At 61.6% G+C, this 22,013-nt stretch carries 24 protein-coding genes and 3 tRNA genes; 7 read left to right on the top strand and 20 right to left on the bottom strand.

The window, feature by feature from the left end; translation table 11 throughout:
* Window positions 1-14: 14 nt before the first annotated feature.
* Genes ABHM97_RS12795 through ABHM97_RS12775 form a run of 5 tightly spaced genes read right to left on the bottom strand, consistent with a single transcriptional unit; the run spans window position 15 to window position 2,272 of the window.
* On the bottom strand, window positions 15-626 hold the full coding sequence (locus tag ABHM97_RS12795; protein ID WP_349470975.1) for a hypothetical protein: 612 nt from the start codon (window positions 624-626) through the stop codon (window positions 15-17).
* Window positions 623-1,264, bottom strand: a complete 642-nt coding sequence (locus tag ABHM97_RS12790) for a DUF6286 domain-containing protein (RefSeq protein ID WP_349470974.1) — start codon at window positions 1,262-1,264, stop codon at window positions 623-625. Before ABHM97_RS12790 ends, ABHM97_RS12795 begins: the two co-directional genes overlap by 4 nt.
* Window positions 1,261-1,641 (bottom strand): hypothetical protein, encoded by a 381-nt coding sequence (locus ABHM97_RS12785; RefSeq protein WP_349470972.1) that lies wholly within the window; start codon window positions 1,639-1,641, stop codon window positions 1,261-1,263. The genes ABHM97_RS12790 and ABHM97_RS12785 overlap by 4 nt, the downstream gene beginning before the upstream one ends.
* Window positions 1,638-1,829: a DUF2273 domain-containing protein gene (locus ABHM97_RS12780; protein ID WP_089593421.1), complete on the bottom strand. Its 192-nt coding sequence runs from the start codon at window positions 1,827-1,829 to the stop codon at window positions 1,638-1,640. Before ABHM97_RS12780 ends, ABHM97_RS12785 begins: the two co-directional genes overlap by 4 nt.
* Entirely contained in the window at window positions 1,826-2,272 is a 447-nt protein-coding gene (locus tag ABHM97_RS12775) for an Asp23/Gls24 family envelope stress response protein (RefSeq protein WP_349470970.1), read from the bottom strand. Before ABHM97_RS12775 ends, ABHM97_RS12780 begins: the two co-directional genes overlap by 4 nt.
* A gap of 186 nt (window positions 2,273-2,458) precedes the next feature.
* Here ABHM97_RS12775 and ABHM97_RS12770 point away from each other — a divergent pair, with 186 nt between their 5' ends.
* Window positions 2,459-3,109, top strand: coding sequence for a DUF6318 family protein (locus ABHM97_RS12770; RefSeq protein WP_349470968.1), 651 nt, complete (start codon window positions 2,459-2,461; stop codon window positions 3,107-3,109).
* Entirely contained in the window at window positions 3,096-4,040 is a 945-nt protein-coding gene (locus tag ABHM97_RS12765; protein ID WP_349470966.1) for a hypothetical protein, read from the top strand. The genes ABHM97_RS12770 and ABHM97_RS12765 overlap by 14 nt, the downstream gene beginning before the upstream one ends.
* On the opposite strand, the gene ABHM97_RS12760 is transcribed toward ABHM97_RS12765, so the two are convergent.
* The 10 genes from ABHM97_RS12760 to ABHM97_RS12715 form a co-directional block, all read right to left on the bottom strand.
* On the bottom strand, window positions 4,037-4,894 hold the full coding sequence (locus tag ABHM97_RS12760; RefSeq protein ID WP_349470964.1) for a sugar phosphate isomerase/epimerase family protein: 858 nt from the start codon (window positions 4,892-4,894) through the stop codon (window positions 4,037-4,039). The genes ABHM97_RS12765 and ABHM97_RS12760 overlap by 4 nt on opposite strands.
* 2 nt (window positions 4,895-4,896) lie before the next feature.
* Window positions 4,897-5,733 carry a carbohydrate ABC transporter permease gene (locus ABHM97_RS12755; protein ID WP_349470962.1) on the bottom strand — a complete coding sequence of 279 codons (837 nt, stop codon included), beginning with the start codon at window positions 5,731-5,733 and terminating at the stop codon, window positions 4,897-4,899.
* On the bottom strand, window positions 5,727-6,698 hold the full coding sequence (locus tag ABHM97_RS12750) for a carbohydrate ABC transporter permease (RefSeq protein ID WP_349470960.1): 972 nt from the start codon (window positions 6,696-6,698) through the stop codon (window positions 5,727-5,729). The genes ABHM97_RS12755 and ABHM97_RS12750 overlap by 7 nt, the downstream gene beginning before the upstream one ends.
* A gap of 11 nt (window positions 6,699-6,709) precedes the next feature.
* On the bottom strand, window positions 6,710-8,032 hold the full coding sequence (locus ABHM97_RS12745) for an ABC transporter substrate-binding protein (protein WP_349470958.1): 1,323 nt from the start codon (window positions 8,030-8,032) through the stop codon (window positions 6,710-6,712).
* 209 nt (window positions 8,033-8,241) lie between these two features.
* A complete protein-coding gene (locus ABHM97_RS12740; RefSeq protein ID WP_235520155.1) occupies window positions 8,242-9,348 on the bottom strand; it encodes a LacI family DNA-binding transcriptional regulator in 1,107 nt (368 codons plus the stop codon).
* 74 nt (window positions 9,349-9,422) lie between these two features.
* Window positions 9,423-10,307, bottom strand: coding sequence for a PfkB family carbohydrate kinase (locus ABHM97_RS12735; RefSeq protein WP_349470956.1), 885 nt, complete (start codon window positions 10,305-10,307; stop codon window positions 9,423-9,425).
* 81 nt (window positions 10,308-10,388) lie between these two features.
* Window positions 10,389-11,390 (bottom strand): SIS domain-containing protein, encoded by a 1,002-nt coding sequence (locus ABHM97_RS12730; RefSeq protein WP_349470955.1) that lies wholly within the window; start codon window positions 11,388-11,390, stop codon window positions 10,389-10,391.
* Window positions 11,391-11,663: 273 nt separating this feature from the next.
* The gene (locus tag ABHM97_RS12725; protein ID WP_349470954.1) at window positions 11,664-12,860 is read right to left on the bottom strand and encodes a LysM peptidoglycan-binding domain-containing protein; all 1,197 of its coding nucleotides are present in this window, start codon (window positions 12,858-12,860) and stop codon (window positions 11,664-11,666) included.
* A 2-nt stretch (window positions 12,861-12,862) separates the two neighbouring features.
* Window positions 12,863-13,369 (bottom strand): RNA polymerase sigma factor, encoded by a 507-nt coding sequence (locus ABHM97_RS12720; protein ID WP_349470953.1) that lies wholly within the window; start codon window positions 13,367-13,369, stop codon window positions 12,863-12,865.
* Window positions 13,370-13,515: 146 nt separating this feature from the next.
* Complete coding sequence (locus tag ABHM97_RS12715; protein WP_349470952.1) at window positions 13,516-14,265, bottom strand: tyrosine-protein phosphatase; 750 nt, start codon at window positions 14,263-14,265, stop codon at window positions 13,516-13,518.
* 189 nt (window positions 14,266-14,454) lie between these two features.
* Between ABHM97_RS12715 and ABHM97_RS12710 the strand changes: the two genes are divergently transcribed.
* A complete protein-coding gene (locus tag ABHM97_RS12710; protein ID WP_349470951.1) occupies window positions 14,455-14,739 on the top strand; it encodes a hypothetical protein in 285 nt (94 codons plus the stop codon).
* Window positions 14,736-15,140, top strand: coding sequence for a hypothetical protein (locus ABHM97_RS12705; protein WP_349470950.1), 405 nt, complete (start codon window positions 14,736-14,738; stop codon window positions 15,138-15,140). The genes ABHM97_RS12710 and ABHM97_RS12705 overlap by 4 nt, the downstream gene beginning before the upstream one ends.
* 126 nt (window positions 15,141-15,266) lie before the next feature.
* Here ABHM97_RS12705 and ABHM97_RS12700 read toward each other — a convergent pair.
* From ABHM97_RS12700 to ABHM97_RS12690, 3 genes are all read right to left on the bottom strand, one after another.
* A tRNA-Phe gene (locus tag ABHM97_RS12700) sits at window positions 15,267-15,342 on the bottom strand.
* 46 nt (window positions 15,343-15,388) lie between these two features.
* Window positions 15,389-15,462 (bottom strand) — tRNA-Asp (locus ABHM97_RS12695).
* Between the two features lie 85 nt (window positions 15,463-15,547).
* A tRNA-Glu gene (locus tag ABHM97_RS12690) sits at window positions 15,548-15,620 on the bottom strand.
* Window positions 15,621-15,854: 234 nt separating this feature from the next.
* Here ABHM97_RS12690 and ABHM97_RS12685 point away from each other — a divergent pair.
* Window positions 15,855-16,796: a DMT family transporter gene (locus ABHM97_RS12685; protein WP_349470949.1), complete on the top strand. Its 942-nt coding sequence runs from the start codon at window positions 15,855-15,857 to the stop codon at window positions 16,794-16,796.
* Here ABHM97_RS12685 and ABHM97_RS12680 read toward each other — a convergent pair.
* A complete protein-coding gene (locus tag ABHM97_RS12680) occupies window positions 16,793-17,716 on the bottom strand; it encodes a carbohydrate kinase family protein (RefSeq protein ID WP_349470948.1) in 924 nt (307 codons plus the stop codon). The two genes, ABHM97_RS12685 and ABHM97_RS12680, sit on opposite strands and share 4 nt — an antisense overlap.
* A 90-nt stretch (window positions 17,717-17,806) precedes the next feature.
* Between ABHM97_RS12680 and ABHM97_RS12675 the strand changes: the two genes are divergently transcribed.
* Together ABHM97_RS12675 and ABHM97_RS12670 are read left to right on the top strand one after the other, a co-directional pair.
* Entirely contained in the window at window positions 17,807-18,307 is a 501-nt protein-coding gene (locus ABHM97_RS12675) for a metallopeptidase family protein (RefSeq protein WP_349470947.1), read from the top strand.
* Window positions 18,308-18,317: 10 nt separating this feature from the next.
* A complete protein-coding gene (locus ABHM97_RS12670; protein WP_257370148.1) occupies window positions 18,318-19,238 on the top strand; it encodes a cation diffusion facilitator family transporter in 921 nt (306 codons plus the stop codon).
* On the opposite strand, the gene ABHM97_RS12665 is transcribed toward ABHM97_RS12670, so the two are convergent.
* A complete protein-coding gene (locus ABHM97_RS12665) occupies window positions 19,235-22,003 on the bottom strand; it encodes a PEP/pyruvate-binding domain-containing protein (protein ID WP_502921282.1) in 2,769 nt (922 codons plus the stop codon). The genes ABHM97_RS12670 and ABHM97_RS12665 overlap by 4 nt on opposite strands.
* Window positions 22,004-22,013: the final 10 nt, after the last annotated feature.

Raw genomic sequence — 22,013 nt, 5'->3', positions numbered from 1 at the left:
AGCATTTCCTGCCATCAGCGAACCCGTTCAGCACGGGTGAACCTTGACCGGGCACCCGAAACCATGTGGACCAGCACCGGAGTCTTCTGCCCAATCACCAGGTCCAGGGCTTCAACCAGTTGGGAAACCTCGGCAGCAAGGATGTGGGGTGCTACTCCTTGCCTGGGTTGGATGCGGATGCGCAGCCCCGGCTTTCCTTTCACCTCAAGGGTGGCCACAGACGCGCTGGCGAGGTCGGTCCTCTCGGAAAGTGCGGCACGCAGCGCCTGCTCGGCGACGCCCCCGCCAATCCGGACTTGGCCGTCGACGTCGCTGTCGTCATCGCTGGACACCAGGAAGTTGGCCCGGCCTTTGCCTTGCTGGGATAGCCAGGCAATCATCGCCACAATGACGGCCACCAGGACGAGGCCGGCCACGATCCACAGCCAGCTCTCCTCCCGCCCGGGAAAGCGGGTGTCCCTGAAGAGCTGTTCCGTCCGCGCCCACGCTCCGGCGGACCAGCCATGCCACCAGGTGGCAACGGCAGGAACCGTGGCCAGCAGCAGGAGAAGGAGCCCGACGGCAAGGAGCTTCACTCCGATGATGAACAGCAGCACGCGGTTAAGAGCCCGCGGTGTTCCATTCACGCTCCGATCACCCCCGACGACGCAAGGTTGACCCGAACCGAAGGCATCGGCACCGGCGACATTTCTTCAAGTTCAGCCTGGACCGCGGACCGAACCGCTTCCTCGCTCACGCGGCTGCCGGAAGTGGGCCTTACATTGACCACCACCAGTTGCCGCGACACGACCACCATGACTTGTTCCTGCGTGACATTCGCAGCGGTCCGGGCCCTCCGGGCCAGCGCCGAAGCCAAGACCTCGTCATCGACGACGACGGCGGTGCGCGGGTCGCGTAGGAGATGGCGGGCCCGGCGGCCCGGCAGCACTGCGTGGAGGAGGAAAAACAGCCCGACCATGGCAATCACAGCACCACTGGCACCCAGCAGCAACGGCGAGATACCCTCCGGCAGGGCGATGGCGCGCTCCGCCGCAGTACTCGGATCGATCAACCATGGGGGCTGTCCAACGGCACGGACGCCGGATTCGAGCAAAGCATAGACGCAAAGGACAATGACCAGCACTGCCGCAATGGTGGCTGCTCCGGCACGGGACGAGTGCGTTTCGCGGCGCAGGATGCGGGCCATCTCCGGGTCCTCCCCGGCAACCGGGCTGGCCCCGGAATCCCCTGTATTCAAGGTTCGAGTCTCTTGATCCTGCGTCATCGAACGCGCCCACCCTCCGTGACCTGGGCTCCACTGATCCTGATGTCCACACGGCTTAGCTGGGAGCCGCTGAGCCGGGTGACGATCTCCAACACTGTTGCCTTTGCCGCCACGGAACGGTCCCAGATCGACCCTCCGAAGCCCTGGACCCGGTTGGGATCACGAAGGACCTCGGTCAGGGCCGGAATACTGATAGGTGCCACGATCGACAAAGCCAGCAGGCCGTCGTCGTCCGCCCAATCGGCCCGGATGTCACTGGCCTCAACGCCGAGGGCCTCGGCGGCCGCGGCGCGGGCCAAGGATGTCAGAGCCTGGGTGCTGATCCGGTTGTGGCCGGCCAGGCTGGTGGTGGATTCCACAGCCTCAGCCACGCTCATGACGAAGAGCGCCGGCCCGTAATGGCGTCCAGCACGCTGCGCAAGTCCAGCTTGCCGTCAGCCGCACGACCCAGCAGCGCGCCGATGCCCATGAAAAGCAGCGATATGAGGAAGCCCCACAACCCGAACGACAGCGACATGAAAGCCACAAAGGCGCCGATCGCGATTCCCACCACGGTCATACTCATTGGAGCGCATCCCTTTCCACTACGACGGTTTTGCCACCGGGGGACTTCACAGGCGGGGCGATATAGACGTCCGTGATTTCGACATTGACTTCGATAACCTGCAGTCCAACCAGTTCCTCGACAGCCCTGAAGACAGCCGACCGCACTTGGTTGGCGACGCCGTGAAGGGGATGACCGTAGAGGGCAACAAGATTGATGTCCACGGCCACCTGGGTCTCGCCGACCTCGGCCCGTACACCGGCTGCGTGGTCTGAGCTGCCCACGGCGTCGCGGATAGCGCCCAGGGCACGCGAGGGGCCCGAACCCAGGGAGTAGACGCCAGGAACTGTCCGGGCAGCGATCCCGGCTACCTTGGCCACCGCAGCCTCGGAGATGATGGTGCGTCCGGTCCCGATCATCTCGCCACCAGGCACGGGCTCAAGCTGCACGTTCTGTTCTTCCATGGAGCACTCCCCTTCTCTTGACTACCACCCTAGCGTCTAGCCCCGACGCTTTGGCTACAAGGCCCGCGAGCCATTCGGTGGTCCGGATCGGGTTATCCACAACCACCAATATTTGACTGGGTAGCGCCCGATCGCTCCACCTAGACTGGCCGACACATCGCCACAAAAGCTTCTGGGGAGCCTGTCATGCCATGCCGTCCGATTGCCGCAATATCGCCTGCCCGAGTCCGTCTGGCGGCGGTGGTTTGGTGCGCGGTGTGGCTTTTGACGGGGTGCTCCACACAGGTCAGCCCACCTTCCCCCACAAGCACGACGACGGCGACACCCGCCTCAAGCCCGCCGGTACCCGCTCCGTCTTCTACCGCTCCGGGCGCCTACAAGCCGGCCGACGCGAACGGCAAGGCCCAAAACGTACCCGTCCCCGTGATGCCGGAGCTTGCGAAGGAGAACTCGAAGGCTGGGTTGGAGGCGTTTATTGGGTACTACTACGCGATCAAGAACTACGCCAACGAGACAGGTGACACGACTGTCCTAGGTACGCTGAACTCTTCAGATTGTGCGTCCTGCACCAAACTTCTGGATGCAACTTCAGATAGCTACAGAGACGGGCGCTGGAGGGCTGGCGGAAATATTCGTATCCCTGTCGTAGAAATTGACTGGAAGGACACCGACTCTTCACATCTGGCAAAGCTGCAGCTCATCCAAGACGCCATCGCCTACTACAACGCAGACGGGACCGAAGGAAGGCCCGCCAATTCGGCGACTAACAGTGCTTTTGTCCTGATCGCCGCGTTCGATGCTTCATGGAAGGTGGTGGAGATCGGTGTCCTTCGCTAGGCGCTTCATCGCCGCCATCGCGCTTGTTGGCGTATGTCTCCTCACACTTCCTGTTTCGGCTTCCAGCGCCTCTTCAGCCTGGGCGAGCGGGAACGAGGAAGAGGGAACCATCGATGCTGGAATCATTTGGAAGTTCAACCCAGAAACAGGCAAGTCCGAACCCAAAGCAGGAACTACGCCTACCGTCGAGGACCCGAACCAGTACATGGCCGACACTCACTGCCGCGCCGACGGACCTGACACGAAGGACCCGGGCTGCGACGCCCTGGACTGCCCACCCAAGACCTCCGGAGCCGACGAAGGTACCCCGGTCATCTGGAAAGAGGCCCCAAAAGCCATCACCAACCCAGGATGGACCGACTGGCTCCCTGTCAGCGGACCAACCTGCCTCTACGACACCAAACCCGAAAACGTCCTGGCCAACATCGCAGCCCGGATCCTCAACGACTTCCGCCAACTACCCATCAACCCAGGAACCCTCCAAGCCCAACCCTTCCCCAACACCCTCAAAGGCGGACCCACCAACTTCTACACCACACCCCAACAACAAACCTTCGACCTCACCATCCTCGGCCAAAACATCCACCTCACCGCAACACCAACCAACTACACCTACAACTACGGCGACGGCACCACCCTCGGCCCCACACCCCAAGCCGGATACCCCATCCCCCAAACCCAATGGCTCACCACCAACACCCGCAGCAGCCACACCTACACCCAAACTGGGAACTACCCCACCACACTCACCACCACCTACACCGGAACCTACTCCGTCAACAACGGCCCACCCCTACCCATCAACGGAACCCTCACCCTCACCACACCACCAACAACCATCCACGTCTGGAAAACAGAAATAGCCCTCGTCGCCGACACCTGCGACCAAAACCCCAAATCATGGGGCTGCCCACAAGCAAAGATCGGCTAGGAGGAAATCGTGGCCAGGCTGGCTCTGACGGCTTCCAAGCACCGGGCTACTGCAAGGCGGGGCTCCAAGGCGTAGGAGCCGTCGCCAAAGAGTTCAAAGGTCATTGCTCCGCCGTAGTTCAGCCGGCTGAGGTCGCGCAGGATCTTGTCGAGGTCCAGAAATCCATGGCCCCAGGCCAGGTGTCCAGTGGGGGCACCATCCACCAGATGAACGTGTCGGATGTCCACGCCAAAGGCGTTCGCGTAGTCGCTGACGTCTTCTCCGGCCGCTGTCATGGCAACAGTGTCAATCACCACCCCCAAAGTTGGGGACCCGACGTCGTCGAGCATTGACCGGAGGGAGCTGACATCAGTGACGAGGTTCGACTCAACACGTTGAAGAGGCTCAAGAACGCATCCCACACCAAGTTCGGCAGCGCGCCGGGTGATGGTTTGGAGGGCTTCGACGGAACGTGCCCAAGCGACCTCAGCTGGTTCGTCCTCGTACCCTCGTCCCGCAGTCAGGAACAACAGGGGGGACTCCAGCTCACTGCACACTTCCGCCGCCCGCAAGAACAACTCCAGGCTTTGACCTCTGAGCCAGTCCTCACCGGAGGCAATATTGACGGGATACGCAACCTGTTCGGGGGTCAGGCAGACGACAGTGAGCTCCCGCTCCAACAGCTGACTTCTGACTATTTTCAGATGTGCCGAATCAACATGGGGAATGTGAAGGTGCGGCGCGATGCCCCAAAGCTCCACCTTCGTCCTTCCCAGCTCGGCCATGTCATCGAGGCAACGCTCAAGAGTGTGGTGCTGGTAGGCGAAGTTCGATCCACTGACCTGGTCCAGGCCCAGTACACCCTCCAAACCCATAACTACTTACCAACTCCGTCAGCGAGTCCACGGATGAAGTACCGCTGTCCGGCAAAGAAGAGCACAATCACCGGAATTGCCGCGATTGCCATGCCCGCGAAGACTACGGGATAGTCCGTGCCGTGCTTGGACATCAGATTCGTCAGTCCCACGGGCAGGGTTTGCAGCGCTCCCCCGCTGGTGAACACCATGGCGAACAGATACTCGTTCCACGTAAACAGGATGTTCAGGAGAACAGTCGAAACCAGGATCGGCTTGCACATGGGCAAGATAACCTGCCAAAACGCACGGGCCTTCGACGCGCCGTCCACGGAAGCTGCTTCGTCCACCTCGGCGGGCAGGTCCATCATGTACGCCCGGATGAGGAAGGTGGTGAAGGGAACCCGGAATGCCGTGTACAGGATGAGCAGTGCCCAGAGATTGTTGTAAAGCCCCAGGCTTTGGAACATCTTGACCAGCGGGATGAGGGCAACCGTGGGAGCGAGCATCAGGCCGCCAAGAATGAGGATGAGCACCACCCTGTTGAAGGGGATGTTGACCCTGGTCAACCCATAGGCGGCCCAGGCGCTGATAAATACTGTCGCAATGGTGGAAGCAACGGTAACCAGGATGCTGGTTGTGAGGTAGTCGCCCACCCCTCGATTCCATGCAGTGATGTAGTTGTCCCATTTCCATGCAACGGGCAGGGCGAACGGATTGGAAAACAGCTCGGCATTGGACTTCACACCGTTGAGCAGCATCCAGACCAAGGGATAAACAACGACGACGGCGAGGGCAACCAGAAACGCTTTGATGAGGACCCGGCCGAGTACCATCAGCAGGGCTGAGCGCGTCACCATTGGACCCTCCTTTTCTTGGAGATACGAAGCTGAATGACGGCCAGGACCAGGGTGATGATGAAGACGGCAGTGGCGACGGCGGCCGCATAACCGAAGTCATTGCGGACGAATCCACTCCTGTAGAGCCACGTGCCAAGGACCTGACTGGAGTTGTTGGGCCCTCCGCTGGTCATCACCATGACTTCGTTGAACACTTGGAAGGCTCCGGACACCGTGACGATCATCATGAGTCCGGTCATTTCCCTGACGAGAGGCAAGGAGATCGAAAAGAAGCGCTGGAAGGGGCCAACGCCGTCGATCGACGCAGCTTCATAAAGTTCGGAGGGGATCCGTTGGAGCGCCACCGAGAAGAGAAGCGTGCAGTATCCAAATCCCTGCCACTGGCTCATGGCGATGATGGCAAAGATCGCCGTGTTCTCCTGTCCCAGCCATGCTTGCGTGAAATTTCCCAGGCCCAGGGCATTCAAGGCCGCGTTGAGGATGCCCATCTCGGGTTCATAGATGAAGTAGAACAAGAGGCCCGCGACTGTCAGGGAGATGGCGGACGGAACAAAGTAGATGGCGCGGAGGATTCCCCTCCACCGTTGGCTTCGCAGTCCCTCAATCATCGCTGCGAGGATCATCGCTCCGAATACCTGGAAGGCTATGGAGATGACCGCGTACAGCGTGTTGTTGAGGAGTGACTTCCAGAAGATGGGGTCATTGAACATGCGGACGTAATTATCCGCGCCTACAAAGGTTTGCCGACCGCTGTAGATATCCCATTTGAGGAAGCTGAACCCAAGGTTCTGCACCAGGGGCAAGTAGGCGAACAAACCCAGCAGCAGAACGGCCGGCAGTACCCACACAACGTTGCGCCAGCCATGAGCCCGGACAGGCTTGCGTGTCCGGCTTTTCGGCGGCTTAGTGGAAAGAGGCGCCGGAGGCGGAGCCGCGGATTTCCAGGCAGTATCGGAAACTGTCATGGCACTGCCTGCTACTTTGCTGCGCTTGAAGCAGCCCGGACAGAAGCAAGGACCTGGTCAGGGGTTTGTGTTCCTGCCACCAGGGCTTCCCCACCGGCCAACCAGGCATCAGCGACTGCAGGAACAGTAACGGAGTCCAGCCACGTGATGGCCGCGGATGCTTCGTTCACCTGTTTGATGCCCTCGATCACAGGCCCGGAGGAGTTCGCGGCGGACACCGCACCTTTGACCGCGCTGGGCTGACCGTACGGCGGAGCCGACAGTTTGGCAGCGTTCTGGCTGTTGGTAGCGAATTTCATGAAGTCAGCTGCGAGTGCGGCGTTCTTGGAACGCGCATTGATGATGTAACCCTCGGGGGAACCTTCAATGGCCTGCGGATCTCCCTTGGCGTCTGCTGCCGCCGGAAGCTTGAAAATGCCCAATCCATCACGCTTGAGCTTTGAGTCGGCGGAGGCGGTGGAGTCGAATTCAAGGATCTCCTGGTAGTACATTCCGGACTTCCCCTCAGCCAGGGCCTGCTGCGCAGTGGTGTAGAGGACGCCGTTTGAATCCTTGCCACTGCCGGTGCACTTGTTGACCAGGGTGGTGAATTGGCCCATGGCCTTGAGGTAACCCGCGTCCTCGAGTTTGGCAGTTCCCGGGCTGAAGTCTGCTTGCAGAACGTCGGCGGGCACCTCGTATGCGAAGAGCTGCTGCAGGTAGTGCAGACCCGGCCAACCGTCCTTGTTGCCGAAGGAGATCGGCTCGTAGCCGGCTTCCTTTAGCACTGAACAGGACGAAATGAGCTCATCGAAGGTGGTCGGCGGTGTCAGGTTGAGTTCCCTGAAGATCCGCTGGTTGTAACCCATGAACTTACCGTTGTTGTAGAGCGGGACGGCAAAGTATTTTCCGTCTTTGGCGAATGCTTTCAGCGCGGACTCCCCGAAGTTCTTTCCCCACTCAGTGCCGGGGGCAATGACGGGGGTCAGATCTGCTGCGAGGCCTCCGTCAATGAAGTTATTGGCCCAGCTGCCGGCCCAGGTGAAGTAGATGTCCGGCATTGCTTGGGACGCAGTAAGCGTCTTGGTCTTGTCCTTGATGCTCTGGTCCGTCTCCTGGATGAGATCGAAGGACACTTCAGGGTGCAGCTTTTTGTACTCCGCGGCCAGGTCCTCAAAGTAGGGCTCCAAAGGGTCGCCGCCAAACTTACTGAGGATGCTGAGGGTTCCTGTGTATTGCGGCTCAGCATTGGGATCCAGGACAGCAGCGGGTTGGCTGCCGCCGCCGGCACATCCTGTGAGCGCCATGGCGGCGCCGGCCAGCAATGCCATCAATGATTGGGTGCTTTTACGCATGAGTTCTTCTTTCGGTCGAAGGGCCGATCAGCCGGGCTCCTCTGTGGGAGTTGGAAGTCATGCCCGCCGTTGGGTGGCTTCACAGTGACGGGCTGAAAGGTAACTCCTGATTGAAACGTTGGGGTTGAAACTTGTGATACCGGTACCACAGTGAATCATGATTTGCTGCGCCGGGGAAGAGAGCAAAGGAAATTAGGGCAGGGAATTTTCTATTCGCTGCCGGCAGCCCGCACGGGGCCGTCCGACGAGCGGGCGACCAGCAGCGAGGGCAGGACGTGCTTCTTCGAGGCAGAGGTGTCGCCGTCGATCCGCGCGATGAGCTGTTGGGAAGCGACCACACCCATTTGGCGCATGGGTTGCTGGATCATGGTCAGTGGTGGTTCCATGACTGCCGCCCAGGGACTGTCGTCGAACCCGATCAGGGAGACGTCCTTCAGCAAGCGCAGGTTTTTGGCACGCAAGGAGTGAAGTGCTCCCACCGTGGCCTCAGTCTCGGTGGTGAAGATGGCAGTGGGTGGGTCCGCAAGGGCGAGCATCCCGCTGACCGCCCGCGTCGCCTGGCCCTCGTTCTTGAGGACATGGGTGATGAGCGCAGTGTCGAAAGGAATCCCGGCCTCTTCGAGCGCATCGAGATAACCCCTCAACCGCTCGCCGTCACTCCACAGTGCTTCGTCCAGGATGCTGTGCATCTGTTTCAAATCCGTCGCCGGGCTCAGGGTCACTGGCCCCCACGCGAACGCTATGCGCCGATGACCGTTGTGGATGAGCGACGCAACGGCAGACCTCGCGGCTTCCCGGTTGTCGATCACCACCGAATCCGTCTCCAGTTTGTCCACCAGACGGTCGATGAGAACCACAGGGGTTCCTCGATCAATGGCGCTGGAGAGATGTGAGACGTCATCACTTCGTCCCGCAGCTGAGGCCACAATGAGGCCATCCACTTGTTTTGCAAGCAAGACGGCGATCGCGTCGCGCTCCAGCTCAAGCTTCTCGTCAGTGCTCAGGATGATGGCATCGTAGCCGGCCGTTTTGGCGGTTTCCGAAATGCCTTTGAGCACGCCCGAGAAGAACGGGTTTGCCACATCTGCCAGCACAATTCCGAGGGTTTTAGTGACCCCGGTGGTCATGCTTCGAGCCAACGTGTTGGGCTGGTAGCCCAATTTCTCGGCTGCGCGCATCACCTTGGCCCGCGTGGCTTCACTGACCGACCCGTAGTTGCCCAAGGTCCGGGCTACCGTCGCCCTGCCCACTCCGGCGGCGGCTGCCACCTCGGTTATGGTCGGGGCAGCCGGGTGGTTCTGATGATCCGTCGCCATCCGGCCCCTTTCAGCTGTGGAATCCGCGCTTGCGGCTCCGTCCGTGGATTTATCTCTGCAACAGATCCTAGTAGCTACTTCGAGTGCCCGGCCGCTATCTCCACTGCCCGGCCATAACCGAAGGCTCCCTCCACATAGCACTGCGCCGCGGCGGACTCGGCCCCTCGGACCAGGGCCTTCCGGCAGTCCTCAACTGGCGGCAGAAACGATCGATTCCAACCGGAACTCAACAGACTGACCACGAGTCCCGCCAGGAAGGCATCGCCGCAACCCATAGTGTCCGCAAACCGCAGCGGATCGGTAGGTGCCGCTGCCTGCGTAAGGAAGCGTTCGCCGTCGTACATCATTGCACCCGACTGGCCGCGAGTCCCCACCGCAAGCGAAGCGCCTGCTGCGTGAACGCGTTTTAGTTCATTTTCGACGGCGGCAACGGTCATGTTTCCGCACGACAAGAGTGCCAGGTTCACGTAGGGCGCCGTCTGCGCCAGATAGGCGTCCGTTCTACGTTCCGGCTCGGACGAATAGTCGAAACTGACCAGTGTCCCGGCGCTTCGCAAGGCAGGTAACTGGTTCTCCGAGGCAGAGTAGACGCTCGAATGGACCAGATGGGCGGAGGCCAGGTACCGGAGGTGTTCATCCTCCAGTACGAAGGGATCGCTTGTGGTGACGCCTCCCTGGTTCCAGCCCAGGAAGATGCGGTCACCGTCCACCACCTTGATCTCAGTGACCCCGTTGAGGCCGTCGCGCGTGATGCACCGGCTGGTGTCAACACCCTCCGCATCAATGGCTTCGCGGACAAAAGTGCCCAGCGGATCCGAGCCAAAGACGCCGAGGTAGGCGGATTCAACCCCCAGCCGACGGGCAAAGACCGCAACGTTGACGCAGTTCCCCCCGGGGTACATCACTTTACGGTCGAGAAAACGGTCCACAATGTTGTCCCCGAAACCGATTACTTTCATGCTGTTCCTGTCTCGAATCTGCGGGCCCGGACAGCGCCGGGCCCGCAGCGCGGCCTTATGCCTTTGCGGGCGTTGCGCTGGTCAGTATTCGACAACCCGGTAGTAGCGGCGCAGATCCAGGGAGTGGTTCCGTACGCGCTCGAGGTGCTTGCTGAAACGGTCAAGTACTGTGTCCAGAATCAGCGGGGCAAGCAGTGCACGGAATCGAGGACTAATCCCCGGGAGTTCGTAGTCCTTGCTGTCCAGCAAGGTGGTGTTCTTGCTGTAGTTTTCGGCGAATTTGGCCACCCGCTCCATCAGAGGGCGGGTTTCGTCCTCGCCCAGGAGCAACATGAGGCTGGTGTCTTCCTCGATGAGTTCAAGGGAACCGTGGAAGAACTCCGCGCCGTGCACACGGGTGGTCCGGAGCCACTGCATTTCTTCCAGAATGCACATGGAATACAGGTAGGTAAGGCCCCACAGGTTTCCGGTGCCCACCAGGAAATGGTAATCAGCGTCCTTGTTCTTCTCCGCGAACGCTTCAGCCACTGATTCTGCTTGGCGGGCGACGCCGACCAAGCTCTCGGGGATGGTCTGGAGTTCTGCAGCGAGTTCTTCGTACCCTTCAAATTCGCCCTGGGCGGCGAGAAGGCGGGTGCTCAAGAGAATCATTGGGATATCGAAGGGCCAGGTTTTAGGTTCGGTCACCAAGGAGACATCCAAGGCTTTGGCGAACGGGCTGTCACCGAATCCAGTGAACCCAATGGTGTATGCGCCCTTGGCCTTGGCGAACTCGATGGCCTCAATAACGTCTTCCGTCGTACCCGAAACGGACGCGAAGACAGCCACGGAGCCGGGGCCGAACGTGGGGTCCTGGGTCAGCATCAGCTCTTTGCCGATGGACGCACGGACGGGCAAGGTGGAGCGGGACCGGATGAAGTGCTCGTATGGCAGCATCGCGGCATAGGTCCCGCCCGCGCCGATGAGGAACAGGTTGGTCATCCCGCGCTGCTGGATGGAGTCAACCACCGTTTCGATTTGTCCCTGCAGTGCCAGTGCGCTGCGGGTCTGCGTGAGGAATTCCTCTTCTTTGAAGCCAAGCACGGATGGTCCTTTCACTATGACGATCTGAGAGAGTTGAAACAAGTTGATACCGGTATCAAGATGTGGTCATCATGGTGTCATGGGGAATCGGGGGCGTCAATAGATACGCTCGGCGGGCTTTTCGGAGAACTTAGGTAGCGGGTTCCCACCGAAATGTTAGGAGGAGGCCCTACGGGCGAAGAATGGCATGTTCTCAGCACGAGGACCGACCTGATCAGGACGGCCGTTCGCGTTCCTTGCGGGAGGCCTTCGAGGGCGCACTCTGCGTGGGCGTCATCCGTGGATGGGTTTGGCCAGGTTGAGGCTGATGGTCTGGCCTGGGACTAACTCTCCGGAGGGCAGGTCTGAGAAGGCGTACCAGACACGGTCGGTGCCGGCGAGCGGGCGGTTCGCCGATGACAGGTCCGCGATCTCCGGAATTCCGAAACGGAAAGCGATCTGCCGCTCGGTGTCCCCTGGGGCAGTGGTGTAGGTCAGGGGGATCCCTTCGGCGTCTGTGGTGTACGTGCCTTGTGCACCCTCAATGACGGTTTCGCCGGGCATGAGTCTGAGCTTGGTTCCCGCCGGGATGGTTCGGTCGGCTGTGAGGGTCGTGTTCCACCGGAGCAACTGGTCGGTGGTGCACCGGAATTTGTAGCCGATGCTGTCGAGGGAGTCACCGTCGACGGTGGTGTAGAAAACCGCCTGGCCGAAGGAATTGTTGATGCTTGTTCCTTGGCCGGATCTGCTGTCCACCGGGTTTTTCTGCAGTTGGATGTGGTTCCCGGCACGGACGAAGTAGACATTGCCCTTCTCGTACGTGAAGGCGACCTTGTTCGCTTCAGCCAGTTGTTCTTCGGTGATTCCAAACCGGTAAGTGATCCCGGCAAGGGTGTCACCGGGCTCGATCGTGTAGCTGGTGGGAATGCCGCTCGCGTCCACGGTGGCCGTCCCCGTTGCTCCGATGGTTGGACCCGGAGCGGGGAAGGATCGAAGCGTCGTGTTGGGTGCCAATTCGCTGCCAGCCTGAATCCCGTTGAATTCAGCGAGTTTCTTCTCGCTGATGCCCAAGTGTGCAGCTACTGCCGTTATGGTGTCACCGGGGACTGTGGTGTAGTAGGCGACGTTGCCAAAGGAGTCGGTCACTGTGCTCCCTGCCATGGAAGATTTTCCAGAAGCGGTCGACGTAGCCGCCGGGATGACTGCCTCTCCTGTGGGGAACGCAGCGGTGTTGTCCGGTTGCGACGCCAGGTTAGCGCCGACCAGGACGGTGGCAGCGACGGCCGCTGCGGCAACCCCGGCACCCGCGAGACGCCCCCAGTGACGTTTGGCCGGTGCACGGTGGACGTGGATGGATGCGCCATCCGCGAGGGAAATGAAATTGGGGTCATCGGAGTAGGCATGGGACTGGCCCGGCAGGACGCCCGGGGTTGTTCCCGGATCTGGGAGCTGGGGTTTGGCGTTTTTCATGAGTTGTTCGATGCGGTCCATGGCTAGACTTCCCGTTCTGTCATGAGGTGTTGTGGTGCGGCTTTGGCGAAAGCTTTGCGGGCCCTGTGGAGCCGGACGGCTGCTGCGGATGATGTACATCCGAGGCTTTCGGCCAGTTCGGCAGTGGTGAGATCGTCCCAATAGGAGAGCATCAGAATTTCCCGGTCCCGGTCCTTGAGACGGGACAGGATCACGGCGACGCTTCCTCGCTGGCCATCATCGTGCGTAGTGGCGTCTTGGGTGCGGGCTTCTTCCGCGAGTCGTTCCATAAGTTGCTCGCGGCGGCGTCGACCTTTGTATTCATTGCCCAGTACGTTCCTGGCTGTGGCGATCAGCCATCCGATTCCGGGGGGCTCGGTTGGTTGTTTCTCCCAGACAATCCGGAACACGTCGTTGGCAAGTTCCTCAGCCCGTTCACGGTCGTTAATCCGATACGCGATGTACTGGTAGATGCGGCTGAAGTGTTCAGCGTGAAGAGCGATCAGTTCCTGCTCTCTGGTAGCCAACATCTGGTTCTGTTCCCCCGGGCTCGTGCGATTTGATCAGTCAACTCTTTAGTGTCCCGGGAACCGTCGTTTCTTACACAACCGGCGAGAAAATCTGGAAAGGGCTGATGTGGTCGGATCGCGCAAAAGAGATTCTGGCAGGGCGACATCTATGAACCCTCGCAACACACGCTGCCGCGCCAAGAGGCAAGCGTGGCGCGGTCTTTTTCATTAAGCCCAGCGGCCTCAATAAAACCGTCCAAGTCGAGGCCAGTCAGGGCGGCTCGGAACGCTCCCTCCGTGGTCGTTCCGTGGCGCACGCAGAGTTCATTGAGCTGAGCTTCCGCTCTGTTCCGGTTGGTGCTGGCGGCTCGAAGATCGTCGAGTCGGACTGTTTCCATATAGTCGTGGACGATGGCCTCCTGCTCGACACCTACCGCCGAGAGCAGGAGCATGGCAATGATCCCGGTTCTGTCCCTGCCACCCATGCAATGGAAGAGGACGCCGCCCGGCGCTGCGTTCAAGATCGCTGAAAGGGTCGAGCCTGCACGTTCTGGCATTGCAGTGAGGTGCGGCAGGAAATAGAGCGCAGTGCCTACCAAGCCGTTGTCCCAGAAGCCTCCCCAGAACCCGGTGTTCTCCAAGCCGTCAAGATCGACGTGGACGGTTGTTACCCACGGGGGACGCTCCTGGTTATCCATCTCCCGCTCCTGTCGTTGCCGGAGGTCAACGACTGTGCGGATCCCGGAGTCATAGAGGGCTTGCCATCCCGCCGCGGTCAGCAGGTCGACATTTTCGCTGCGAAAGAAGACCCCGCGTGGCGTGAAGGTCCCGTCGGACCGCTTGAGTCCTCCGAGGTCGCGGCCATTGAGCAGCCCGTCAGCACGCAGCGTGCGGTCGTCGCCATCGGATATTTCCATGCTCCCAGTAAAGCAAGCCCGGCACACCCGCCGGACAGAGGCACGAACCGTTTGCCCGTTATGCGGTAGCTGAACGGACACAACGATCGGTTGAGGATCCGTTACCGGGCACCCCATTCTTGGAGTCCGCGTGACGTCCACGGCCAGAGTTTGGAGGTGCAGAGCATCGGTACCGGTAGAGTGCGCTTCATGACATTGGGGGATGGAAAAGCCACTCGCGCCCGCCGCCCGTGGACCTTCGCCGGGGTATGCATCATGGTTGTTTCGATGGCGCTGCTGCTGTTTGGCCTGACCCAAGTGCCCCCAATACAGCTGTTGCCCGGCTACGTAGTGGCCCACCTGCTGATTGGGGCTTGCATCTTTGGACCAATAGGAAAGATGTCGTCGCGGCAGGCAGCCGCGTTCCTGATTCCAGGCCTCCTGCTTGCTGTCCTGGCACTGCTGAACCTGGGGTTCTGGGCAGGCGCTGGTTGATCGGGCTTCCCACCTGGGGCCTCCTGCTGAGTCAATGGACTCCGGAGAACCCGCTCAGCTTTGACCGGCTGCTGAAGTTCCTCGGTCTGCTTGTACTAGGCCTGGTGATCTTCACGTTCAATGCGATCTACCCGGTCCTCGGACTGGGACTTGTCCTGCTGCCGGTATTTCCCCTGGTCCGGTTGGCCTCCCCGAACTACCGGACCCGGGCCCTACAGACTGCCGTGGAACTTGTCCTGGGGGTAGTCGCGGTTGTATTGGCTCTTGCGATTCCCACACCGGAGGGATCATGGTCCTCCCCTTGGACCATAGTGGGCGGAGCAGCTACCGTCGGACTCGTGATGGCGTACTGGGCACGGCAAGTTCCCCAGCGGACGGGCCGGTTGCAGCCGCACTACTGAGCCAGTGTTCTGGCACGTAAGAGGTCCGGGTTCCGGTCATTTTCGCGAGCTGGTCGCCCAGGCCGGAAGGGTCGCGGTTCGTTAAAAGAAGAAAAGCACCAGTTCCGAAGAACTGATGCTTCCCAGTGGTGGCTCCGACCGGCGTCGATCCGGTGACCTTTCGATTTTCAGTCGAACGCTCTACCAACTGAGCTACAGAGCCTAGGTGACATGTCACCTTGAGAACCAAATTTCTTTGGCGCTCAGAGCGACCCTGACGGGACTTGAACCCGCGACCTCCGCCGTGACAGGGCGGCGCGCTAACCAACTGCGCTACAGGGCCTTGCGTTTGCAGTATCTCTACCGCGTTTTTTTCAAGGCTTCTAGCTTACCAGACTTTTTTCATCCGATTTACCACTTGCCTTGCGTACCCCCAACGGGATTCGAACCCGTGCCGCCGCCGTGAAAGGGCGGTGTCCTAGGCCGCTAGACGATGGGGGCCTGAACTCAATTCGGATTTTGCAAGGAAAAGGAACGCTTTACGCGTTCTTTCCGTGTCTCGCTCGTCCGAACTGGACTCTAAAACTTTAGAGCATAGATAGCGATATTCCCAAATCGAGCTCTGCAGGCCCCAAGGGCCCTCGCCGCAAGGGCCCACAAAGATTGGCAGGATCTTGTCCTGACGCGTCCGAAAACCGCCAGCTGCCCAGGGGCCTCCCCGGCTACATTGGCTTTATGACAACCACCACCCCGGCCGAACCCGGCCAGCCTTCCCCGGACCTGCCCAAGCGCACCACCCCCGCGCCGGCTGCGGCCATCAGTAAACTCGGCGTCGTCGCCGTCATTGTCACCGTGGTCCTTTGGGCTTCAGCTTTTGTTGGCATACGCGCCGTCGGCCCCAGCTTCTCCCCCGGTTCCTTGACGCTCGGACGTTTGGCGGTTGCCGCCGTCGTGCTTGGAATTGTGGTGCTGCCTACCCTGAAGGTCTGGCCAAGCGGACGCGAGTGGCTGCCGATCCTCGCATACGGGGTGATGTGGTTCGGAGGCTACAACGTGGCGCTGAACGCCGCGGAGCACATGCTCGACGCCGGAACCAGCGCCATGCTGATCAACGTTTCGCCCATCCTGATCGCAATCCTCGCAGGCATCTTCCTCAAAGAAGGCTTCCCGAGGTGGCTGCTGATCGGCAGCGGCGTGGCATTCTGCGGGGTGGCGATGATCGCGTTGGGTTCCGGACAGCGTTCGACGGCGGACGTGGCCGGCGTGCTGTTGTGCTTGCTTGCCGCCGTGCTCGCCTCGGTGAGCGCGATCCTGCAGAAGCCGGTGCTGCGGAAATTTTCGGCCGGCCAGGCGACGTGGTTTGGCATCATGGTGGGCGCTGTGTGCTGCCTGCCCTGGACCGGGCAACTGATCTCGGAGGTACAGGCGGCACCGCTCCCCGCCACCTTGGGCCTCGTCTACCTGGGTATCTTCCCCACCGCCATCGCCTTCACCACCTGGGCCTACGCGCTATCCCTGATCTCGGCTGGAAAGCTCGCAGCCACAACGTACCTGGTCCCAGGTACCACCATCCTGATTTCGTGGGCCGTCCTCCAGGAAGTGCCCACGATCTGGGGACTCATTGGCGGCGTGGTGTGCTTGATCGGCGTCGGACTGACCCGGCGCAGAGGCCGTTAGCGGGCCATCCCGGCCAAAAGCTCACGGTGTGTTGGCGGATTGGCCCCCGGGCGGCCCACCGTGATGGACGCTGCCATGGACGCGATGCTGCCGATCCGTTCCAGCACCGTAGGTGCCATGCCGTCGCTCCCCCGCAGCAAAAGGCCCATGATCAGCGCCGACATGTAAGAATCTCCGGCCCCAATGGTGTCGGCTACGCTCGACGGAATCGCGGGAACACTGAGCTGTATGTGACGGGTTGCCATCAACGAACCCTGCGCGCCCCGGGTGATGACTGCCAAGCCTGTGCCCAGCGCGAGAAGGTGGCTCGCGGTTTCCTCCAGGGTTTTGTTGGGGTAAAGCCAGCGGGCGTCCGAGCCGCTCATCCGGACAACGCTGGTCAACGGCACGATCTCTTCGAACAGGGATAGAGCCTCACGGTGGGTTCCCAGGAGATCGGGGCGGATGTTGGGGTCGTACGTGACCATGCAGCCTCCGCGCGCCTGCTCCAACAAACTCCGGACGACTCCTGCGCCCGGCTCCAGGAACGTGGCGATGGAACCGGTGTGCAGGATCCGCGGAGCATACGGGAGGGCGACGGGAGCCAGCGCCCAATCAATATCGAACGTGTATGTTGCCGAGCCGTCGGCAGCGATCCGCGCGGTCGCCGTCGCCGTCTCCTGCAGCGATTTGGACCCAGGCAACAGCACGACGCCGGCGCTCTGCAGGTGCGCTGCTATGGCGTCGCCCCGTTCGTCGCGGCCGATCGCGGTCAACAGGCCTGCTTTGACGTCCAGGCGGCCCAGGCCGTAGGCGACATTGGCCGGCGAGCCGCCGGGGTATTCGGCCACCCCGTCGGCGGACTGCACGATGTCGATCAATGCCTCACCCACCACGACGACGTCGAGTGGTTCGGGCGCGAGGGAAGAGGTGGCAGTCATGCGGTTCCTGAGTCTATGGAAGAAGGATTGAATTCAGTATCCCGCATGATGACCGGGCCCAATGCTGTCTCCGCGGACTAAAGTCGAACCATGCCCGCCAACCTTCCTCCCGGCCTGCCCATCGTTCCGGACGGCGACCTTCCTTCGTCCAAGCTGCCGGCGCGCAGTCCCGTGCACAGCCCCGCTGAGGGCGGCACCGTGGACGCCATCCCCGCCGGCACCCCCTTTGAGATGTCGCCGGAGGATTTCGAAGAGGCTGTCAGCGACGCACTTCAACTCATCCCGCCCAAAGCCGCGAGCGCCATGGATAACGTGGCGATCTTTATCGAAGACCAATACACGCCCCAACCCGGCGAAGATCCGGAGACCGTGCTGCTGGGACTTTACGAGGGCGTCCCGCTGACAGAACGCGACTCCTGGTGGGAGGCAGGCTCCCTGCCGGATCGGATCACTATCTTCCGCCAGCCCATCCTGGACATCTGCACTACACGCGAGGAAGTAATCGACGAAGTGGCGATCACGGTAGTCCACGAGATCGCACATCACTTCGGAATAGATGACGACCGCCTTCATGAGCTCGGCTGGGGATAGCCTTGTAGGCATGGGGCACGACCACAACCACTCCCACGGAGTCACAGCAACCGGCAAGCATCGGAAACGGCTCATTGCCGTCCTGGCCATCACGCTCGGCGTGGTCGGCATCCAGGTGATCGGCGCCGTCGTCTCCGGCTCGCTGGCACTGCTGGCCGACGCCGGACACATGCTTTCCGACGCCGCAGGCGTCTTCATCGCACTCATGGCAGCGTGGATTGCCACCCGCCCGGCCAGCGACCAACGGACCTACGGGTACCAGCGTGCTGAAGTACTTGCCGCGCTGGCCAACGCCCTGATCCTCATTGTCATCGCCGTGGTGATCATGCTTGAGGCCATCCGGCGGTTCGGCGAAACCACCGAGATCCACACGGATGTCATGCTGTGGGCAGCCATCGTGGGTGCCGTTGCCAACCTTGTTTCGCTCCTCATCCTGCAAGGCGCCCAAAAGGAGAGCCTGAACGTCCGCGGGGCCTACCTTGAGGTCCTCGGCGATCTTCTCGGATCAATCGCCGTGATCGTCGCCGCCATCGTGATCATGACCACGGGGTTCGCGGCGGCGGACCCCATTGCCTCCATGCTGATCGCATTGATGATCATTCCGCGGGCATGGAACCTGCTCCGTGATGTGGTGGACGTTTTGCTGGAGGCAACTCCGAAGGGCGTGGATGTGAACATGATCCGGGAGCACATCATTGCCGTGGACGGCGTGGTGGAAGCCCACGACATCCACATCTGGACCATCACCTCCGGGGTGCCGGTATTCTCAGCCCACGTGGTTGTGGAGGACGAGGTCCTCAACGCCAGGGGCGCGGACCTCATCCTGGATCAGTTGGGATCGTGCCTGGGCCGGCATTTCGATACCGAGCACTGCACGTTCCAGTTGGAGCCCGTGAGCCACTCGGAGCACGAGTCACACCAGCACGCTTAAACTGCTCCGCCGGTTAGGTCCTCCACGGTCACCGTCCCTGCAGCACCGTCGACCGTTAGCTGCTGGCCCGAGTCGATCCTGGCAGTAGCATCCGGAACGCCCACAACTGCCGGGATGCCGTACTCGCGGGCTACCACTGCGCCATGGGAGTTTGGCCCGCCCATCTCCATGACGAGCCCTCCGGCCGTGAGGAACAGAGGAGTCCAGCCGGGGTCCGTGGAAGGGGCCACGAGTATCTCGCCGGGCTCGAGGTGTGCGCCTACGGGATCCATGATGACTCTGGCCCGCGCCGTCACCAGGCCAGCCGACGCCGGGCTGCCGGACAGAGTGCCCGCCCCCGCCCGAAGCCCCCGGGGAGCGGTGGCTTCGGGCTCGGTACCGTCGGACAACAGCAGCCTGGGGATATGCCTCCGCCGCAACTCCAGCTCATATGTCGCACGCCGCTCCGCCACAACCCCACGAAGGTCTCCCCCGGCAAGGGCAACCTCGACGTCATCAAGGTCAAGGAAAAAGATGTCCTCAGCGTCTTCGATCCGTTTTGATGCCGCCAGGCCATTCCCGACCAGGAGCAACTGCTCCCGTGCCGCTGCCAGCCCCAGGACCAGGTTGTACTTGGGCAGCTCCCGAAGCCCCGCGAACCTCCTTGTCCGGTCCAGCGCGGTACGCACGACGGCCGCGTGCAGCGGGCTCTTTGCCCTGGCACGAGCCACCAGGCGCGCAACCTGGTCGTCCGCCTCCCTGGCGGCTTTGTCGAACTGCTGGTCCGGAGTGTCCGCTCCGGGTTCAAGGCGCAGGTAATTGGCCACGACTCCAAGGACATGGGTTGGATCGTCCGCCCATCGCGGCATGCCGAGGTCGATTTCAGCCACTGCCCGGTGCCCGTATTCCAGAAGGAAGGCCCTCATCCCGGACTGGGCGACAGGCGGAAGGGTGGCATCCCGGTAGTGGACCGCCAACTCCGCTGCCGTACGGCCCAGCATGAAAGACGTGGCATCGGGGTCTTGCCGGATGTCCGAGGCAAGGTGCCACAGGGCCAGGTCCATCTCCGTGGTCACGTTGTTGGCGAGGCCGCGGATGACGGTTTGAAGTTCGCTGTACGGAGCTTGGGACCCCAAGAGACGGCGCACCAGGGCGAGCATGGCGAAGCCGAGCACTGGAAGGGGCAACACGGTGGGCACCGTGGGAAAAACCTGCTCGCCCAGGATTCTTTGGACATACGCAATCCGTTGATGGGCAGTGGCGTCCTCGGGGACGGAAAAGGAACGGCGCAGTTCCGCAGTGAGCCGGTCCACACGTTTCATGGCCGAAGCAGGAGCGATCAGGCCGCGGAGAAGTGACTCCGGGACACGGTATTTGGCGGCCACTGGTCCTACGTGTCGGATCAGCTTCAGGGGTGTTTTGATGGTCACTGAGAATCGCGGGTCCTCGAAAAGGGCCCGCATCAGTGTTGCGGAGCGGGCTTCCATGACATCGAACACCCTGGGAACAATGGCGCGGCCAATCCGGCTCCGCAGCACCGCGGTGAGATCGAAGAAGATGCGCTGCCCGGCTTCGTAATAGGCCGGTGGGCCCGAGCGTGGATCCGGCACATCGAAGGACGCCGTTGTCGCGACGCAAGAGGCCACCAGGCGGATGCCCGCCAAGCCCATTGGCGTTATTGGCCGGGTAAGTCCCTGGGCAAGGCTGAAATTCAAGAACGCGTGCTCTCCTGGGAGCGGAGGATTCCGGGTCATCTGCGGATACAGCGTGGTGATGGGCCGGGATTGGGTCAGCCAGAGCTTGCCCGCGCCGTCGATGGCCCATTCTGTGTCCTGGGGTGCCCCGTAGTGCTGCTCCACCTGGCGGGCCAACCCGGCGAGGTCCAGGATCTGCCGATCATCCAGGCAGGCATTCAATGCGGGCGCACCGGACTGCTCCGACGCGGCCCGTTCGATGCGTTCCGTGCCACCACCGGGCAGCGGCCGGATCTCCACGAGCCTGTCACCCACGGATCGCCTCACGATGGTCCGGCTGTTGATGTCCACCACATACTGGTCCGGGTTCACCGCCCCTGACACAACGGCCTCTCCCAAACCGGGGGACGCGTCTATCACAGCCTCGTGGCGCTTCCCGGTGACCGGGTTGGCTGTGAACATGACGCCTGCCGTAGCGGAATCAACCATCTCCTGAACGACCACCGCGAGGGCCACCGATGAATGGTCCACGTTGTTGGTGGTCCGGTAGCTGACGGCGCGGTCTGTCCAGAGGGACGCCCAACAGCGGCCAACGGCCTCCAGGACCGCCTCCGCACCCACGACGTTGAGGAACGTGTCCTGCTGACCGGCGAAGCTGGCGCTGGGCAGGTCCTCTGCAGTTGCAGACGACCTGACGGCCACGGGCACCTCCTCGCCGAGATCCCGGTATGCCGCGAGGACCGCCTCCGCGACTTCGCTTGGGATACCGGCGTCGAGCACCACTGATCGGGCGCGGGCAGCCAGGCCGTTCAGCGTGCCAGTATCCGTGGACCCCGCCTCAGAGAGTTCGCGAAGGACTGTATCCAAGCCGGCAGCAGCGAGTGCCCGCCGGTACGCGTGGGTGGTGAGGCAAAACCCGGGTGGGACAGGCAGGCCCGCGCTAACCAGTTCACCGAGGTTGGCGGCCTTCCCGCCAACCTCCGAAAGCATGCTCCCCCGTATTTTGGCGATGTCTACGATGAACGCCTGGGCGGCCTTGCGAGGGCCAGTCGGGTGGTCCTCCGGCTGGTTCAGTGGCTGCTGGCTGTCCATCGCTGGGGAT

The organism is Paenarthrobacter sp. CAP02 (assembly GCF_040137855.1).
In the GTDB taxonomy this organism is placed as follows: domain Bacteria; phylum Actinomycetota; class Actinomycetes; order Actinomycetales; family Micrococcaceae; genus Arthrobacter.
The sequence above is the reverse complement of the archived record's forward strand: the minus strand, read 5'-3'. Positions and strand labels throughout refer to the sequence as shown.

Excerpts from the sequence above, each read along its gene's own strand:
- ABHM97_RS12790 (WP_349470974.1), bottom strand. The coding sequence starts at position 1,264 with ATGACGCAGGATCAAGAGACTCGAACCTTGAATACAGGGGATTCCGGG.
- ABHM97_RS12785 (WP_349470972.1), bottom strand. The coding sequence starts at position 1,641 with ATGAGCGTGGCTGAGGCTGTGGAATCCACCACCAGCCTGGCCGGCCAC.
- ABHM97_RS12780 (WP_089593421.1), bottom strand. The coding sequence starts at position 1,829 with ATGAGTATGACCGTGGTGGGAATCGCGATCGGCGCCTTTGTGGCTTTC.
- ABHM97_RS12775 (WP_349470970.1), bottom strand. The coding sequence starts at position 2,272 with ATGGAAGAACAGAACGTGCAGCTTGAGCCCGTGCCTGGTGGCGAGATG.
- ABHM97_RS12770 (WP_349470968.1), top strand. The coding sequence starts at position 2,459 with ATGCCATGCCGTCCGATTGCCGCAATATCGCCTGCCCGAGTCCGTCTG.
- ABHM97_RS12760 (WP_349470964.1), bottom strand. The coding sequence starts at position 4,894 with ATGGGTTTGGAGGGTGTACTGGGCCTGGACCAGGTCAGTGGATCGAAC.
- ABHM97_RS12755 (WP_349470962.1), bottom strand. The coding sequence starts at position 5,733 with ATGGTGACGCGCTCAGCCCTGCTGATGGTACTCGGCCGGGTCCTCATC.
- ABHM97_RS12750 (WP_349470960.1), bottom strand. The coding sequence starts at position 6,698 with ATGACAGTTTCCGATACTGCCTGGAAATCCGCGGCTCCGCCTCCGGCG.
- ABHM97_RS12745 (WP_349470958.1), bottom strand. The coding sequence starts at position 8,032 with ATGCGTAAAAGCACCCAATCATTGATGGCATTGCTGGCCGGCGCCGCC.
- ABHM97_RS12740 (WP_235520155.1), bottom strand. The coding sequence starts at position 9,348 with ATGGCGACGGATCATCAGAACCACCCGGCTGCCCCGACCATAACCGAG.
- ABHM97_RS12735 (WP_349470956.1), bottom strand. The coding sequence starts at position 10,307 with ATGAAAGTAATCGGTTTCGGGGACAACATTGTGGACCGTTTTCTCGAC.
- ABHM97_RS12725 (WP_349470954.1), bottom strand. The coding sequence starts at position 12,860 with ATGGACCGCATCGAACAACTCATGAAAAACGCCAAACCCCAGCTCCCA.
- ABHM97_RS12720 (WP_349470953.1), bottom strand. The coding sequence starts at position 13,369 with ATGTTGGCTACCAGAGAGCAGGAACTGATCGCTCTTCACGCTGAACAC.
- ABHM97_RS12715 (WP_349470952.1), bottom strand. The coding sequence starts at position 14,265 with ATGGAAATATCCGATGGCGACGACCGCACGCTGCGTGCTGACGGGCTG.
- ABHM97_RS12710 (WP_349470951.1), top strand. The coding sequence starts at position 14,455 with ATGACATTGGGGGATGGAAAAGCCACTCGCGCCCGCCGCCCGTGGACC.
- ABHM97_RS12685 (WP_349470949.1), top strand. The coding sequence starts at position 15,855 with ATGACAACCACCACCCCGGCCGAACCCGGCCAGCCTTCCCCGGACCTG.
- ABHM97_RS12680 (WP_349470948.1), bottom strand. The coding sequence starts at position 17,716 with ATGACTGCCACCTCTTCCCTCGCGCCCGAACCACTCGACGTCGTCGTG.
- ABHM97_RS12675 (WP_349470947.1), top strand. The coding sequence starts at position 17,807 with ATGCCCGCCAACCTTCCTCCCGGCCTGCCCATCGTTCCGGACGGCGAC.
- ABHM97_RS12670 (WP_257370148.1), top strand. The coding sequence starts at position 18,318 with ATGGGGCACGACCACAACCACTCCCACGGAGTCACAGCAACCGGCAAG.
- ABHM97_RS12665 (WP_502921282.1), bottom strand. The coding sequence starts at position 22,003 with ATGGACAGCCAGCAGCCACTGAACCAGCCGGAGGACCACCCGACTGGC.